The sequence below is a fragment of the Bacillus sp. FJAT-27001 genome, from assembly GCF_019039175.1.
Classification (GTDB): Bacteria; Bacillota; Bacilli; order Bacillales; family Bacillaceae; genus Bacillus; species Bacillus velezensis.
This window is the reverse complement of sequence record NZ_JAHOAA010000001.1, coordinates 677,903-694,182: the sequence shown is the minus strand read 5'-3', so window position 1 is coordinate 694,182 and position 16,280 is coordinate 677,903. Positions and strand designations below refer to the sequence as shown.

18 protein-coding genes, 1 pseudogene and 1 riboswitch are annotated in these 16,280 nt (G+C 44.1%); of the genes and pseudogenes, 17 read left to right on the top strand and 2 right to left on the bottom strand.

Going from position 1 to position 16,280, the window contains the following annotated elements; all coding sequences use genetic code 11:
- The first annotated feature begins 4 nt into the window (after window positions 1–4).
- The 5 genes from BGM27_RS02630 (at window position 5) to queF (ending at window position 3,715) form a co-directional block, all read left to right on the top strand.
- Complete coding sequence (locus BGM27_RS02630; protein WP_007408456.1) at window positions 5–1,126, top strand: hypothetical protein; 1,122 nt, start codon at window positions 5–7, stop codon at window positions 1,124–1,126.
- Window positions 1,127–1,234: 108 nt separating this feature from the next.
- Window positions 1,235–1,279: riboswitch (PreQ1 riboswitch) on the top strand.
- A gap of 96 nt (window positions 1,280–1,375) precedes the next feature.
- Window positions 1,376–2,035, top strand: a complete 660-nt coding sequence (gene queC / locus BGM27_RS02625) for a 7-cyano-7-deazaguanine synthase QueC (protein ID WP_003154679.1) — start codon at window positions 1,376–1,378, stop codon at window positions 2,033–2,035.
- Entirely contained in the window at window positions 2,036–2,479 is a 444-nt protein-coding gene (queD, locus tag BGM27_RS02620) for a 6-carboxytetrahydropterin synthase QueD (protein ID WP_007408455.1), read from the top strand.
- Window positions 2,472–3,203 carry a 7-carboxy-7-deazaguanine synthase QueE gene (gene queE, locus BGM27_RS02615; RefSeq protein WP_003154676.1) on the top strand — a complete coding sequence of 244 codons (732 nt, stop codon included), beginning with the start codon at window positions 2,472–2,474 and terminating at the stop codon, window positions 3,201–3,203. Before queD ends, queE begins: the two co-directional genes overlap by 8 nt.
- A gap of 17 nt (window positions 3,204–3,220) precedes the next feature.
- Window positions 3,221–3,715 (top strand): preQ(1) synthase, encoded by a 495-nt coding sequence (gene queF, locus BGM27_RS02610; protein ID WP_003154673.1) that lies wholly within the window; start codon window positions 3,221–3,223, stop codon window positions 3,713–3,715.
- A gap of 571 nt (window positions 3,716–4,286) precedes the next feature.
- On the opposite strand, the gene BGM27_RS02600 is transcribed toward queF, so the two are convergent.
- Window positions 4,287–4,655, bottom strand: a complete 369-nt coding sequence (locus BGM27_RS02600) for a winged helix-turn-helix transcriptional regulator (protein ID WP_007410449.1) — start codon at window positions 4,653–4,655, stop codon at window positions 4,287–4,289.
- Window positions 4,656–4,823: 168 nt separating this feature from the next.
- On the opposite strand from BGM27_RS02600, the gene BGM27_RS02595 reads away from it, so the two are divergent.
- The 6 genes and pseudogenes from BGM27_RS02595 (at window position 4,824) to BGM27_RS02570 (ending at window position 9,379) form a co-directional block, all read left to right on the top strand.
- Complete coding sequence (locus tag BGM27_RS02595; protein ID WP_007410450.1) at window positions 4,824–5,570, top strand: SDR family NAD(P)-dependent oxidoreductase; 747 nt, start codon at window positions 4,824–4,826, stop codon at window positions 5,568–5,570.
- A 114-nt stretch (window positions 5,571–5,684) separates the two neighbouring features.
- Window positions 5,685–5,897, top strand: a pseudogene (locus tag BGM27_RS02590) (7-cyano-7-deazaguanine reductase); the annotation flags it as partial.
- A gap of 317 nt (window positions 5,898–6,214) precedes the next feature.
- Window positions 6,215–7,414 (top strand): spore protein YkvP, encoded by a 1,200-nt coding sequence (gene ykvP, locus BGM27_RS02585; RefSeq protein ID WP_007409587.1) that lies wholly within the window; start codon window positions 6,215–6,217, stop codon window positions 7,412–7,414.
- A gap of 15 nt (window positions 7,415–7,429) precedes the next feature.
- Window positions 7,430–7,657: a LysM peptidoglycan-binding domain-containing protein gene (locus BGM27_RS02580; RefSeq protein WP_007409588.1), complete on the top strand. Its 228-nt coding sequence runs from the start codon at window positions 7,430–7,432 to the stop codon at window positions 7,655–7,657.
- A gap of 96 nt (window positions 7,658–7,753) precedes the next feature.
- Window positions 7,754–8,689 carry a glycosyl hydrolase family 18 protein gene (locus BGM27_RS02575; RefSeq protein WP_007409589.1) on the top strand — a complete coding sequence of 312 codons (936 nt, stop codon included), beginning with the start codon at window positions 7,754–7,756 and terminating at the stop codon, window positions 8,687–8,689.
- A 414-nt stretch (window positions 8,690–9,103) separates the two neighbouring features.
- Window positions 9,104–9,379: a DUF3219 family protein gene (locus BGM27_RS02570; RefSeq protein WP_007409590.1), complete on the top strand. Its 276-nt coding sequence runs from the start codon at window positions 9,104–9,106 to the stop codon at window positions 9,377–9,379.
- Window positions 9,380–9,451: 72 nt separating this feature from the next.
- Here the strand turns inward: BGM27_RS02570 and BGM27_RS02565 are convergent, their stop codons facing one another.
- On the bottom strand, window positions 9,452–9,637 hold the full coding sequence (locus tag BGM27_RS02565; RefSeq protein WP_003154669.1) for a YkvS family protein: 186 nt from the start codon (window positions 9,635–9,637) through the stop codon (window positions 9,452–9,454).
- Between the two features lie 163 nt (window positions 9,638–9,800).
- Between BGM27_RS02565 and BGM27_RS02560 the strand changes: the two genes are divergently transcribed.
- The 6 genes from BGM27_RS02560 to BGM27_RS02535 all read left to right on the top strand — a co-directional run bounded on the left by BGM27_RS02560 (window position 9,801) and on the right by BGM27_RS02535 (window position 16,270).
- A complete protein-coding gene (locus BGM27_RS02560; RefSeq protein WP_007409591.1) occupies window positions 9,801–9,995 on the top strand; it encodes a hypothetical protein in 195 nt (64 codons plus the stop codon).
- 275 nt (window positions 9,996–10,270) lie between these two features.
- A complete protein-coding gene (locus tag BGM27_RS02555) occupies window positions 10,271–10,894 on the top strand; it encodes a cell wall hydrolase (protein ID WP_007409592.1) in 624 nt (207 codons plus the stop codon).
- 115 nt (window positions 10,895–11,009) lie between these two features.
- On the top strand, window positions 11,010–12,350 hold the full coding sequence (locus BGM27_RS02550; protein ID WP_007409593.1) for a polysaccharide biosynthesis protein: 1,341 nt from the start codon (window positions 11,010–11,012) through the stop codon (window positions 12,348–12,350).
- Between the two features lie 62 nt (window positions 12,351–12,412).
- Window positions 12,413–12,907, top strand: coding sequence for an endospore biogenesis thiol-disulfide oxidoreductase StoA (gene stoA, locus BGM27_RS02545; protein ID WP_007409594.1), 495 nt, complete (start codon window positions 12,413–12,415; stop codon window positions 12,905–12,907).
- Window positions 12,908–13,149: 242 nt separating this feature from the next.
- A complete protein-coding gene (locus BGM27_RS02540) occupies window positions 13,150–15,063 on the top strand; it encodes a heavy metal translocating P-type ATPase (RefSeq protein WP_007409595.1) in 1,914 nt (637 codons plus the stop codon).
- Between the two features lie 112 nt (window positions 15,064–15,175).
- Entirely contained in the window at window positions 15,176–16,270 is a 1,095-nt protein-coding gene (locus tag BGM27_RS02535) for a M24 family metallopeptidase (protein ID WP_007409596.1), read from the top strand.
- Window positions 16,271–16,280: the final 10 nt, after the last annotated feature.

Here is a 16,280-nt window from a genome sequence, read left to right as displayed (position 1 = left end):
AGAGATGAAAGCTCGACGTGTATTATTGGGATTTATTTTTATTTGTATCGGCATTGCGTTTTTTTTACAGAGGGCGGGAGTTATTCATATATCCGCAGGTTCGGCGTGGCCGTTTCTTTTCATTATAATGTCCGCAGGGTTTCACGCCGGATTTATTTTTGCGAAAAAAACGCCTGACCAGGCGGGACTGCTCGTTCCGGGCGGTATGTTTTTTGTGCTGGGCTGCCTGTTTTGTTTTGAAACGGCAACGGGATGGACGTATTCAGGCGTGACGTGGCCTGTTTATATATGGGCGCCTGCTCTCGGTCTGTTTGAGCTGTGGTATTTCGGCGGGAGGAAGTTAGGTGTATTGATTCCTGCTTTCATCCTGACAGCCGTGGGAGCACTATGCTTTGCCGGTATGCTGATGACGGGGCTGTGGCCGCTTTTGATCATCGCAGCCGCGCTTTTGTTTCACGCCGCTGCCTTTATGCAGCCGAAAAAAAGATCGGGCCTTCTTATTCCGGGCGGCATTTTGCTTGTGACGGGCGGGTTGTTATGGTTTGAAACGCTGACGGATTGGACATACGCAAATGTGACATCGCCTGTCTACCTCTTTGCCGTTGCGTTCGGCCTGTTTGAAGCCTGGCTGTTCGGCAGAAGGCAAAGAGGGCTTTTGACTGCTGCGGCGGTTCTGTGCGCCGCGGGCATTTTCGGCATATTCACCAATGCAAATGAAGTCATCAGCGAACGCGGCTGGCCCGCTCTCATTCTTTTGCTGGGCGCCGCTTTTCACATTCCGATTTTCGGCCCGAAACCTGTCAAAAACGCGGGACTTCTCGTACCGGGCGGCATCTTATTGATTACGGGGATCTTGTTTGTCTTTGAAACGGCAACCAATTGGTCCTACTCCGGTGTGACATGGCCTGTTTACCTGTTGGCAACGGCATTCGGTTTATTTGAGCTGTGGCTGTTCGGCGGGAAACAGAAGGCGCTGCTCATCCCGGTTGCGGTGCTGACCTTGACAGCACTTTGCTTTATGATGACGAATCAGCCGATCATTCCGGTTTCTGTTTTCTGGCCTGCTTTATTTGTTCTGATCGGGATTGCGCTGATGGTATTTCCGGGGAAAAAACGCGGGGCTTAAACCCGATTTTGCAGCCTGACACAGGGTTCAGGCTGTTTTTTTATTGTCACGGGAAACAACATTATGGTATGATAGCAAAAGTGAAAAAAGAAGAAAATCCGTATTGATGCGGGAGAGGTTCTAGCTACACCCTCTATAAAAAACTAAGGACGAGCTGTATCCTTGGATACGGTTTTTTTATGTTTTTTAGGGCGCCTTCTCCGAAAAAGGCGCTTTTTTTATGGAATGATAGATAAGGGAGAGAAAGACATGAAAAAAGAAAAAGCAGTTGTGGTGTTCAGCGGAGGCCAAGACAGCACGACTTGTTTATTATGGGCTTTGCAAAATTTCGAAGAAGTGGAAACCGTTACATTCCATTATAATCAGCGTCACCAAGAAGAAATCGATGTGGCAAAATCGATTGCCGAAAAGCTCGGTGTCAAAAATCACTTGCTTGATATGTCTCTTTTAAATCAGCTCGCGCCGAATGCGCTGACAAGAGATGATATCGAAATTGAAGCGAAGGACGGGGAACTGCCGACAACCTTTGTGCCGGGACGCAACCTTGTATTTTTATCCTTTGCATCGATTCTTGCATATCAAATCGGCGCGCGCCACATTATCACCGGTGTTTGCGAGACTGATTTCAGCGGCTACCCGGACTGCCGTGACGAGTTCGTCAAATCCTGCAATGTCACCGTCAACCTGGCGATGGAAAAGCCGTTCGTCATTCATACGCCGCTTATGTGGCTGAACAAAGCGGAAACGTGGAAACTTGCGGATGAGCTCGGCGCGCTTGATTTTGTAAAGAATAACACACTGACTTGCTATAACGGCATCATTGCGGACGGATGCGGCGAATGCCCGGCATGCCTGCTCCGCAATAAAGGATATGATGAATATATGAAAATGAAAGGAGAGCGAAACTAATTGCTTTCTCAAATTTACCCGCAGGTTCAGCATCCTTATTCGTTTGAGTTGAATAAGGACATGCACATCTCAGCCGCGCACTTTATTCCCCGCGAAAGCGCCGGAGCGTGCAGCAGAGTCCACGGGCACACGTATACAGTAAATATTACAGTTGCGGGGGATGAACTGGACGATTCAGGCTTTCTCGTGAATTTCAGCGTGCTGAAGAAATTGGTGCACGGCGCTTATGACCATACATTGCTGAATGACCATGACGAGTTTTCTGCTGATGATGACAGATATTCACTGCCGACGACCGAGGTCGTGGCCAAAACGATTTACGATAAGGTGCAGTCCTACCTCGAAACACTGGAGAATCAGCCGGTCTGCGTGCAGATTTTTGTCAGGGAAACCCCGACAAGCTATTGCGTATACCGCCCGAAAAAAGGTGATAGGAATGGCTAAAGGAATTCCGGTATTAGAAATTTTCGGACCGACGATACAAGGGGAGGGCATGGTTATCGGCCAGAAAACCATGTTCGTCCGCACGGCGGGCTGCGACTACTCTTGCAGCTGGTGCGACTCCGCTTTTACATGGGACGGCTCAGCCAAAAAAGATATCCGCTGGATGACGGCGGAAGACATTTACCGCGAGCTGAGAGAAATCGGCGGAGACGCCTTTTCCCATGTCACCATCTCAGGAGGAAACCCGGCGCTGTTAAAGCAGCTTGACGCGCTGATTCTGCTGCTGAAAGAGCACGGGGTGCGCGCCGCTTTAGAAACGCAGGGAACGGTCTATCAGGATTGGTTCACAATGATTAACGACCTGACGATTTCACCGAAGCCGCCAAGTTCGGGGATGACAACCGATTTTGCAAAGCTCGATCACATTGTGTCTTCGCTTGATGCGGCAGAAAGGCTTAACGCGGTCAGCTTAAAGGTCGTCATTTTTAATGATGAAGATCTGCAATTCGCGAAAACCGTGCACAAGCGGTATCCGAATATCCCGTTTTATCTTCAGGTCGGAAACGATAACGTCCATACGACGGACGACCGGGCATTGATCGCACATCTGCTCGGAAAATACGAAACACTCGTTGATAAGGTTTCAGCCGATTCGGATCTGAATCTCGTCAGAGTCCTGCCTCAGCTGCATACATTGCTTTGGGGCAATAAACGGGGAGTTTAATAGAAAGGGAGATTTATATGACAAGAAAAGAATCAGAATTAGAAGGAGTTACGCTCCTGGGGAATCAAGGGACAAACTATTTATTTGAATATGCGCCGGAGGTTTTGGAATCATTTCCGAATAAACACGTGAACCGTGATTATTTCGTTAAATTCAACTGCCCGGAATTTACGTCGCTTTGCCCCAAAACGGGACAGCCGGATTTTGCAACCATCTACATCAGCTATATTCCGGACGAAAAAATGGTGGAAAGCAAATCGCTGAAGCTGTATCTTTTCAGCTTCCGCAACCACGGAGATTTCCACGAGGACTGCATGAACATCATCATGAATGATTTGATCGAATTAATGGACCCCCGCTACATTGAAGTATGGGGCAAATTCACGCCTAGAGGCGGAATCTCGATTGACCCGTATACAAACTACGGCAGACCGGGAACAAAATATGAAAAAATGGCCGAACATCGGATGATGAATCATGATATGTACCCGGAGACGATTGATAATCGGTAATTATTCCGTTGTGTGATACGGAGTGTGAAACGAAGTGGAGTCACAGTAAAATCCGAACATTCAGTGCTGATTTTCAGCGGAATTGTGACCGAGTCACAGCGAAGTGTGACCAGCACTAAGCTCAATAAAAGTGTGACCCGGTCACACTAAAAGTGGGAAAAGTCACCCCTGAAAATGGCTCTACTCATGGGAATTGTATTAAAAAGTGTGACCTGAGGTGCAACCTGAACTGTGACTTTTATGCAGTGAAAAATTGATAGTACAGAAGCAGATTAAGGCGTACAATTTGTACGTCTTTTCTTTTTTATCCGAAAGAAAAAATGCCTATCTAGAGATCATAGGCATTAAATATTATTATCAATATCTTCATTTATTTTTTGGCTAAGTTTCTGAACCTTCTCTTTAACATTTGAAACAGCTCTTTTTTGAATTTCATCAAAGTTTTCCTGAATATAGTCCATGACACTTCTTATTAGAACTTCACTTTCAAAATTGAATATCTCATTTATTTCTGACTGTTCTTCATCTGTTAGGTGATGGTATTGAAGTTGTTTAGCATTTACTTCAGCAGCTACATCAATCCTAACTTTAGTTGTTCTGGTTGTACAATTTCATATTCACCTTCTGCATACTTTTGCTCCGCATAATGGCTTCCCCATTGACAGAGCTCCTGCAAGATAGGTTTAAGAGATTCTCCAAGTTCAGTGGATGAATATTCAACCTTCGGCGGTACTTGATTATACATCTTTCTGCTCACAAGTCCACTGGCTTCAAGCTCTCTAAGTGTTTGAATCAGCATTTTCTGAGTTATATTTGGGATCATGCGCTTTAATTCACTCGTTCTCTTTGGTCCATTCATTAAAAAGTATAATACAAGGCCTTTCCATTTTCCGCCAATAACTTCCTTTGTCACTTCAAACCCACAGCTAAATTTTTTCATGTCTAAAGCTCTCCATTCCACATTTATTACTTTTTAGTTACTATATCACAAAAAAGTGGGTACTTCCGATAATGTGCTTACTGAAGGATACTATATCTTGTAAGTTGTTCTTCAAGTACTTAAAGGTACTAGACATAAAATAAAATCAATTCTAAAGGAGTGTTAAGTATGGGTAAATTTGAAGGTAAAATAGCGCTTGTAACGGGTGGAACAAGTGGGATTGGTCTTGCTACAGCACAAAAATTTGTAAACGAAGGTGCATATGTTTATATCACGGGACGTAGACAAAACGAACTTGATAAAGCTGTTAACCAAATTGGCAAGAACGTAACCGGTGTTCAAGGTGATATTTCTAAGCTTGAAGACTTAGATAAACTATATGACATGATAAAGCAGGAAAAAGGTAAGTTGGACATTCTTTTTGCTAATGCAGGCACCGGCAACTTCCTTTCATTAGGTGAAATTACTGAAGAGCAGGTTGATAGAACGTTCGACATTAACGTTAAAGGAACCATCTTTACTGTTCAAAAAGCGTTATCACTATTCCCGGACAAAGTAGGTTCTATTATTGTAACGGGCTCTACTGCTGGATCAATTGGCAACCCAGCGTTTAGTGTATATGGAGCATCTAAAGCAGCATTAAGAGCACTGGTTCGCAACTGGATTCTTGACCTAAAAGGTACTGAAATCCGTGTAAATGTGGTTAGTCCAGGAGCTATTCTTACACCTGCATACGATGAGCTTTTTGGTGATGCACTTGAAGGAGCAATGGAAAATACCAGAAATACTGTTCCAGCTGGAAAAGTTGGGACACCTGAAGAAGTAGCAAACGCTGTATCTTTCCTTGCTTCAGACGAAAGCAGTTACTTGACGGGTGTTGAATTGTTCGTAGATGGCGGGCTAGCACAGGTATAATTTCACTGTGCAGAGATTACAAATAGTCCCCTTGGTAAGGTGTGAAATTGGTGTGACTTCATGATTAATGTCTAGAGCAAGTACTTATGGGACAAGACTTTGACCTGCCTTTTCTTCCACGAGGACTGCATGAACATCATCATGAATGACTTGATCGAATTAATGGACCCCCGCTACATTGAAGTATGGGGCAAATTCACGCCTAGAGGCGGAATCTCGATTGACCCGTATACAAACTACGGCAGACCGGGAACAAAATATGAAAAAATGGCCGAACATCGGATGATGAATCATGATATGTATCCGGAGACGATTGATAATCGTTAATCACTATAAAAGCGTGCCTATTATGACTTTTATGCAAATAAATTGCTATTGCAGAGGTAATGTAAGACGTACAAATGTGTACGTCTTTTTCTTTTAAGCACAAAAGCAATTTATTAACGAAAGTATTTTGGCAGAAAGGCTAACAAAATCAAAGGAAAATATGTTGTAGATTGCTTTCTTTTTTTGTGGGGCATCCATATCCCAATCACGTTATCTTGCACTTGAACATTTTTTATAGACTGGTACCGCGACAAATTATTTCTCTTCTACATACCAATAAAGTAGACATTAAAAAGTGAAAGAGAGGGCGAAAATGTGTGAAAATTCTTTTCCTCGAGAGTCATCCCATGTGGCTCTATGGTTTACCAAATGGGTTTAGGGAAGCAGGACATACCGTAATGATTTCCGGTCCTGTAAGTCGGGAAAATATCACTGAAATGATAGACGAATTTAAACCAGATCTAATAGTATCTATGGGATGGACACCAGAGCATTCAAGGGAAAAGCAGGCCTGGATTCGCAACGCTACTAAAAAGGTGAATATCCCTCTCGTTTATTGGGCAACTGAAGACCCGCTGCACACTCAAAACTTTACTATCCCGTTAATTAAAAAGGTGAAACCAGATTTTGTTTTCACGGTTACGCCTTCTCTGTGTAAAACTTATGAAAGCATGGGGATTAAAGCAGCTCACTTAGACTTTGCATTTCACGAAAGTATACATCACCAGATTAAACCATTAGCAAAATACAGTTGTGATATAGCAGTGGTGGCTAATGCTTACCCTAATTTTCTTGAAGAACATCCGGAAGTGTTCCGTTCGTCCTCTTTAAAAACGCTTATTCGTCCTCTTATACGGAAGGGTATTCGCATTGATTTTTGGGGGAGAAACTGGGAAAAAATGAGTAAATATATAGGAAGAGAAATTCCCCGCAATTGGATCCATGGATACCTTGATTATACTGAAGCATATAAAGTCTACAGTTCAGCAAAAGTCGTTATCGGTTTGCAAAACTGTGAAAGCCAACTTACGCAACGCACCTATGAGATTCTTGGTTCCGGGGGGGTTTTATTGACATCGGATACACCAGCAGTTCGAGGTAAATTCAAACCTGGCCGCGATCTCATCGTTTCTTCCTCCCCAAAAGAAACATTGGAAAAGGTTAAATACTATTTGAATCATGATAGCGAGAGAAAAAAGATTCAGATAAACGGTAAAAAGGCTGTAAAGAATGATTCCTATCTGCATAGAGCCGAGAGAATGCTTGAGGTGCTAAAAAGCAGAGGAATTATAAGAAACTTAGGGAAAACCATTCATTATGTAGATGTTCTCAAAGAAAAATACGTGATCCATCATGTTACTCCCGGTGAAACATTATCAATAATTGCCAGGAAGTATAATGTTTCCCTGCAGCAACTCATGGAGCTTAATCATTTCAAATCAGATCAAATATATGCTGGACAAATCATTAAGATTAGAGAGAAACTGTTTAGAAATATTGATAACAAATTTTTCTAAAGGAGAGTAATATGAATGAAGGGGAAAATACCTAAAATAAGAAATCAAGCGAATAAAGTAAAAAGAACGCCTCGTTATATGGAATTTCCCGTGACATACGAAGTATATCATGTGGAATCCGGCGATACATTATGGACGATTTCTAAATCCTTCAATATCCCGGTACAACAACTTATAAATCTTAATAAGCTTTCTTCAGATAGAATTTATCCTGGACAAATTATAAAGATAAGAGAAAGATAATCTTTGAGGTTTCGGAAACGAATCAAATTGAAATGACAATCCTCATTTTTTTATTTGTGGGGAACTTGATATTTTTGGGGATGAAGGGGTTATGAGATGTTTCAAATGAGCTATTTCTATTCTGGATTAGGATGGGATTTTATTCAACACGTTGATCAAACGAACGGAGTATTAAATGTTGTGTCTCCTGATTTTTTTTATATCAGAAAAGATGGATCATTACTTCTCCGTTCAGCTAATCCCGATGTGATTAAAGCTCTTCATAGAAGAAAATTAAAAGTAGTTCCTTTTCTAAGCAATCATTGGGATCAGGATTTGGGGCGATTTTCATTAATGAACCGAGTTCTTTTAGCTAAACAAATTTCTCATGCAATAGAAGAACTGGATTTGGACGGAGTTAATATCGATATAGAAAACCTTACAGAAAAAGATCGGAATTTATTTACAGATTTTGTTAGATTGGTAAGGAAAAGTATTCCTAGACATAAAGAAGTATCAGTTGCAGTGGCGGCAAATCCTTTTGGCTGGACGAAGGGCTGGCACGGATCATATGATTACGAGTATTTAGCTAAATATGCAGATTACCTTATGATTATGGCCTACGATGAAAGCCACCTTGCTGGACCTACTGCAAGTGTAGGATGGGTGGAAAAGTCCATTCAATATGCTCTGACCCAAAAAATCTCTCCTGAAAAACTAGTTTTAGGATTGCCATTCTATGGCCGCTGTTGGATGAAAGGCCAATCTGCCTCTCAAGCCATTCCCCTTTACCTTGTTGACTCATTAGTAAAAAGGCATAACGGGACAATTATTTTTGACACAGAGAGTCAATCTCCAAAAGCTATTTTTACTGTCAATCACGATAACAAGGGGCTGTTGCCTTCGGGAACATATACATTATGGTTTGAAAATGAACAGTCACTCAGAGCAAAAATAAAACTCGCTCAAAAATATAATCTGAAAGGTCTTGGCAGCTGGAGTCTTGGACAAGAGGATGCGTCAGTCTGGAATACAGTGTTTAAAAATATATAATGATTTATAGTTCAAAGCAAAATTCGAAGATAATTGCAATGAATCTCTATCCTGAATGGATGCTGGTTTATCTAAAAAACATGATGAGAATTGATTGACCACTCTCATTAAAGGATGGGGAAATTCAAGGCGCCAAGGTACGTGGAGAACCATGACTTGTTGATAATCGACCATATAGTTTCTCCTCAGAAATGAGGGGGTTTTACATAAAAAAGACGAGCGAATCCGGGGGGAATTCCACTCGCCGCTTTCTAATGAAAAGACGGGTGCTGGATGGCAGCTCGTCTGTTTCATTATAAAATAGGGAACATATGTTTGTAAAGGCCTGCGCTGTTTTTTCTCATTCGGAGCGGATCAATTGTAAAGGAATGGTCAGCATGATAGCATGTCCTGTAAAAAGAAGGAGTGTTCGTTATGGAGCCGTTAGAGTTAAACGGTGTAAGACTGAAAATGTATGATTGTAAAGAAAGTGCGGGTGAAAACGGCCGCATGATTTCATTTATATTGAAGGTGACCTCTGAAACGTATCATGATATTGCCGTCCTTTTGTATGAAAAAACATTTGACATCAAGGCGCCCGAGCGTGGGCTTGAATTCCGCGGTAAAATAACCAACTACTATACATCCGTCACTAATCTTTACAATAAAGATGAGACAGGTGATTTTTTTGTAGAAATGACCGAGATCTGAATTCATTTGAAAAAGCTGCCGGGCGGCAGCTTTTGTGCGGGATATGTAAATGGTTCGGATTGTTCGGGGGGTTTAATAGGAGTCTCTGATGATTTTATAATTCTTATGGTTGACGACAGTGAGGGAATCTAATTCAAGGTCACGATAATTATCCATGATGGTTACATCAACGATGACGGAGTTTTCATTTACTTTTTCAACAATACCGGTTAATCCGTTTTTAAATTCAATGACGTTTCCAACCTTAGCAATTTTCACGAGCTTCCTCTCCTTTATCATAAATCCTGTTTGAAAATATTTTGCAGTATTTTCTTTAAGAAGTAAAGCGATATGGGTATCAGCCCGCTCAATCATTGTCCCGGCGGGGGAAAGATGGTATATTGATTTTCGGGAAAAAGCCGAGAAAAGGAGGCTGTGTTCGTTGCTGCCTGAAGAAATTTCAGAATGTATCAACCAAATGCGCACCGGTGAAATCAAAGAATTCAGGGTGCAGAAAGAACATTTTCTTGCATTTCGAGCAGTTTTATCGAAGCAGGAAGATTTTAAGCATTTCCGCGGTATTGCACAGCAGGGCGGAGATGTTGTTTTCCAGTATTTAGAACAGCCAAGAAGCTGACGGCTCCTCGCACATGAGGAGTCTTTTTTTTGTTTTTTGGTTTCTCATTTCATCTTGCTGTAACAGATGTAAACAAAATGTAAAATCCCTCCGATGGATACTTTTACTGCTATTTGGTTAATGTTGTGAAAATGACGGCTGTTTTCCTGCCAATAACAAGGCTGTTAACGAACTTCTTCCATCATAAAAGCTGATTGGGAGCACTGGAAAATCTTTAACCGTGAATTTGCACACAGCTCTTGTTAAGGTAGTGAAGTATTTAAGGAGGAAATCGTATGACGACAAAATTTGCTGCCTTGGCTGTCTTTTTTCTATGTTTTATGCCTGCATCAAAAATTGAACATACAGAAGCTCTGTTTACTTTTGCGAAGAAGCCAAAGCAAGAACCCAGCACACTGGTTGCTGATTTAAATAAAAAAAGCTCGGTTCCGAAGCTTTCAAAAACGGATCATAAGCATTCTATCCAACCGATAAAGCTGTCATCTCACCAAGAGAAGAAGGCAAAACCGGAAGAGACGGCTTATCAGCCGCCGAAAAAAACGTATTCCCGCGCTGACAGACAACTTCTGTCACGTCTCGTTCACGCAGAAGCGAAAGGTGAATCTTATAAAGGGAAGGTTGCCGTAGCCAGCGTAGTGCTGAACCGCACTGAAAAAAACGGCTTCCCGGATACCATTCGGGGTGTGATCTATCAAAGGAATGCATTTGAACCGGTAGCAAACGGAAGCATTAATCAAAAGCCGGATAAGGATTCCATCGCCGCCGCAAATGAGGCGCTTGACCATCCGGGCAGAGAAACGAACGCGTTGTTTTTCTACAATCCGAAAACGGCATCTGACCACTGGATCCGTTCCCGAAAAATTATCGAACGGATCGGCAGACACGTATTTGCGATGTAAGCATAGCGGGATCAAAAATATCCCGGCTATGCTTTTTTCAATTTTGAGAAATCGAAAATATTTTCAGAACTTGTCTCATATGATGATGGAAGAACGAGAGACAAGGAGAGACACCATGAATCGATTTGTGAAAGGGATCATTCTTTTATCCATCGCCGCCTTTTTCGCGGAATGTCTGGAATTTGTCGTGAATATGATACTGGCGCGGGAGCTTGGCGAGCATGGGATGGGACTTTACATGAGCATTCTGCCCACCATTTTTTTAATTATCGTCATCGCCAGTCTGGAGCTTCCGATCTCCATTTCAAAATTCATCGCGGAATCCAATCAGAAGCTGCATGAAAGCATGCTCCGGCATGCCTTCAGAATGACCGCCGTTTTTACCGCGTTTTCAACCGCGGCCGCAAGCATCGCGCTGCCGTTCATTCCTGTATTCGATACGTATCACCCGTTTATTAAAGGGATTGTCATCGGGCTGATTCCAGTCGTCGCTTTTACATCCATCGCCAGAGGTTATTTTATGGGTGTGCAGCAAATGGGAAAAATCGCGGTTGCGAATGTCATGAAAAAAATCATTCAAGTGCTTTGTCTGTTTATCTTTTTTCAATGGTACTCTTTTGAAATTGATATGGCCGTGCTCATTTCATTATTTGTGCTGGTCGCAAGCGATGTCGTGGTGTTCGTTTACTTGTATACGCAGTTTATTTTGGCGCGGAGGGCGCTTTCCGGCCATCAGCACATTCATCTGCGCGGCAAGGACGTGCGGAAACGCCTCCTGGCCGTATCCATCCCGACAACGGGACTTCGTATATTTCATGCGGTGACAAACGCCATTGAACCCTTTTTAGTGAAAGGAGCGCTGCTGGCGTCCGGGGCAGCCGGGACAGCCGCGATTGATCAATACGGCATGCTTGCCGGTGTAGCGATGACAATCGGTTCGTTTCCCGCATTTATCGCCCATTCGCTGATGGTCGTCATGATTCCCAGCATTTCAGAAGCGTATGCGCTGTCCCAATATGATATTGTGCTGAAACGGCTGAGACAAGCGATTTTTATTACATTCGGCTACGGCATTCCGGCAGTCTGGGTCATGTTTCAGTTCGCGGGCCCGCTGACCCATTTGTTTTTTCAGTCTCCGGAAGCGCAGTATTATTTGCAGCTTTTGTGGCCGTTTTTTCTTTTTCATCTGTTTGTGATGCCGCTTCAGGCCTGTCTGATCGGTATCGGCCACGTGAAAACGGCGTTTTATCATAACGTATGGAGCAGCATTGTGGGGCTTTCGATGATGTATGTGCTCGGTTCTATGCCGGAATTGCAAATGCTCGGCATTATACTCGGCATGAATACCGGCATGATTCTTCTGACAAGTTTACATTACGCGACGATCTGCAAAGACCTCGGTGTCTCCGTGTTTTTGACGGGCGGCGGAAGAACAGCGCCCCGGATCGAAAGCTGAAAAGGCTGATACATTTCAATAAGGAAGGGCAAGCTATCCGAAACGCGTGAAAGGAAGATCATATGCATAAAAACCGCCTAATTGTATGTGCAGTCCTTTTGATAGCTGCCGCCGTCTGGATGCCTGAAGCAAAAGCCTCATCAGAAAAACAGGCAGTTCCCGCCGTGTTTCTGATGAAGACGATTGAAGGAGACGAGATATCGATTCCGAATAAAGGGCAGAAAACGATTTTGCATTTTTGGACATCATGGTGTCCGCCGTGCAAAAAAGAACTGCCTCAGTTCCAAACGTATTATGAACAGCATCAGTCCGATGATGTAAGCCTTGTAACGGTAAATTTGATGAATGCCGAGCGAAACAAAAATACCGTTCAAAACTTTGTCAGTCAGCACCATCTCACTTTCCCGATTGTTCTTGACACGAAAGGCGAGCTTATGAAGGAATACGATGTCATGACGATTCCCACGTCATTTCTGCTGAATGAAAAAGGAGAAATCGAAAAAAAGATCGTCGGTCCGATGACCGCCTCACAATTAAAAGAATGGTCAGAGAAATAAAAAGGTGCGGGAGGAATTCCTCCCGCACCTTTTTTGCATATAATGAACAGCTGAAGAAACACTAATGATAATTATTATCAAAAAGAAATTAAAACAATTATAATTGAAATCTTCCGCCGGCATGCTATAATAAAGGAAACACTGCGATAACACTGTGAAAATGCTGCCTGTCAGGCGGCTGTTTTGCTTTTATCGGGGAATTGAAGATGATTTGCGTTCTCAATTAGAGAGGAGAATTCATAATGAATGAACAAGTGATGACACAAACCCATTCACAACAGCACATACAAGAAGAGCGGGCCGGAAAAAAGTGGCTCCAGCATGCAGAACTCATTGCGGCGCTCGTATCCGGCGTCCTTATTCTTGCGGCCTGGTTTTTTACCGAAACAAAAGGCCTGTCCGTCACTTTGTATATCCTTGCCTTCCTGATCGGGGGATTTGCAAAAGCGAAAGAGGGAATTGAGGATACCATTGAGACGAAGGCGTTAAATGTGGAACTGCTGATGATTTTTGCGGCTGTCGGCTCCGCCCTGATCGGTTATTGGGCTGAAGGCGCTGTTCTTATCTTTATTTTTTCGTTAAGCGGCGCGCTCGAAACATATACGATGAATAAAAGCAGCCGTGATTTAACATCTTTAATGAAACTGGAACCGGAGGAAGCGACACTGCTTGCGGACGGACGGGAAAAGCGGGTGCCGGCTGCTGAACTTAAGATCGGTGACATGATCGTCATTAAGCCGGGCGAACGCGTAGCAGCAGACGGGATCATTGAGTCTGGCGTGACGAGCCTCGATGAATCGGCGCTTACGGGTGAAGCGATGCCGGCGGAAAAAACAGCCGGAGATTCTGTGTTTACAGGAACGGTAAACGGAAACGGCTCCTTAACGGTCCGTGTGACGAAAACAAATGAACAGTCTTTATTCAGAAAAATCATCCGGCTGGTGGAATCAGCCCAAAACAGCGTGTCACCGGCTCAGGCATTTATTGAGCGGTTCGAAAGTGTCTATGTCAAAGGCGTGCTGTTAGCCGTGGCTTTGCTTTTATTCATTCCTCATTTCGCTTTAGGCTGGAGCTGGAGTGAAACCTTTTACAGGGCGATGGTGTTTATGGTGGTCGCCTCCCCGTGCGCACTTGTCGCTTCTATTATGCCCGCTGCGCTTTCCCTTATCTCAAATGGGGCCCGCAACGGATTATTGGTTAAAGGAAGTGTGTTTTTAGAGCAGCTGGGAAGCGTACGGATGATCGCATTTGACAAAACCGGCACGGTCACTAAGGGACAGCCGGCAGTCGCGGCATTTCAAGCTGCGGAACATGTGAGTGAAGATGAGATCATGCAGGCGGTGTATGCCATGGAAAAGCAATCAAGCCACCCGCTTGCAAAAGCGATAGCTGAATTTGCCGAAAGCCGGGGCGCCGCGCCCGCAGGACATCTATCGATTGACGAGACGTCCGGATTCGGTGTTCAGGCTGAAATAGAAGGTGTCAAATGGATGGTCGGAAAAGCGGGGTTTGCAGGTGAAGATGCGGCAGATGCTTTTTTGCAAACATCGGGAAAAGAATTAAAGGATAAAGGTTTTACACTGGTCTTTGTTAAAAAAGATGACCGGATTGCGGGCTGCTTTGCCTTAAAGGATCAAATCCGACCTGAAGCCAAAGCCGTGATGGCTGAGCTTGAATCACTGGGCATTAAAACAGCCATGCTCACCGGCGATCAGTCTGAAACTGCGGCTGCCATTGCAAAAGAGGCGGGCATGACGACGGTTGTTGCCGATTGTCTGCCGGACCAAAAGGCAAAAGAAGTGAAGAAGCTGAAGGAAACGTACGGCACAATCGCCATGGTGGGGGACGGCATTAATGACGCGCCCGCTCTGAAAACCGCTGACGTCGGTATTGCGATGGGCGGGGGAACGGACGTGGCCCTTGAAACGGCTGACTTAGTCCTTATGAAAAATGATCTTCACAAGCTTGTGAAAATGTGCAGACTCTCAAGGAAAATGAACCGGATTATTAAGCAGAATATTGTTTTCTCGCTCTCGGTCATCTGCCTTTTGATCTGCGCCAACTTTCTTCAGGTGATGGAACTGCCGTTTGGCGTGATCGGGCATGAGGGGAGCACGATTCTGGTCATTCTGAACGGACTGAGATTATTAAAATAAACATGACAGCCGCACACGGGCGGCTGTTTTTTTAATGTTCGTTCACAGCATAAACGCCGGAAAACTGATAGAATGAATAAAGAGTCACTTTGGTAAGGAGGAAAAGCAAAAAATGAACAGATTAGAACGTGTTTCATCTTGGCTGAAAAAAGAAGGACATGATGCGGCGTTTATACATACAAAGGAAAACGTATTTTATTTAACTGATTTTTACACGGATCCGCATGAGCGGTTAATGGGATTGTTCCTGTTTCAGGAACAGGAGCCGTTTTTCGTTTGTCCGGGAATGGAAGCCGGACAAGCCCGCAGCGCCGGGTGGGAGCATGATATTATCGGCTACGGCGATCACGAAGATCCGTGGGAGCTGATCAAAGCCGAGCTCACAAAACGAAATGTGCGGCTTGATTCCATCGCGGTTGAAAAGGATTCGATCTCTCTTTCCCGCTCAGAACAGCTCAAACAAGCTTCAGGGGGCGCGGCATTTGTTTCGGCAGAAGAAACGCTCAACCAATTCCGTCTCGTGAAAGATGAGAAGGAAATCAGCATTCTCAGGGAAGCGGCAAAACTTGCGGATTACGGAGTTGAAGTCGGTGTCGCGGCGCTCAAAGAGGGTGTGAGTGAAACCGAAGTACTCGCGCAGATTGAGTTTGAGCTGAAGAAAAAAGGCGTGCAGGGCATGTCATTTTCAACGATGGTGCTGTTCGGGGAAAAATCTGGCCAGCCCCATGGGAATCCGGGTGCAGACCGGTTGAAAAAAGGCGATTTCGTTCTGTTTGATCTGGGCGTTATTCTTGACGGCTACTGTTCAGACATTACGAGAACATTCGCATACCAATCAATCAGCCCGAAACAGGAAGAGATTTACGAAACGGTGCTTAAAGCTGAACAGGCGGCGCTTCAATTAAGCAAACCCGGCGTCAGAATCGGCGATCTCGATTTAAAAGCCCGCGGCATTATTGAAAAAGCCGGATACGGAGACTATTTCCCGCACCGCCTCGGCCACGGACTCGGGATTTCGGTTCACGAATATCCATCAATGAGCAGCGCGAACGACACACTCCTCAAAGAAGGCATGGTGTACACGATAGAACCGGGGATTTACGTGCCGGATGTCGGCGGCGTGCGCATTGAAGACGATGTGTTCGTCACAAAAGACGGCGCCGAAGCATTAACGCAGTATCCGAAAGAATTAACGATTCTGAAATAGAAAGCTTTGT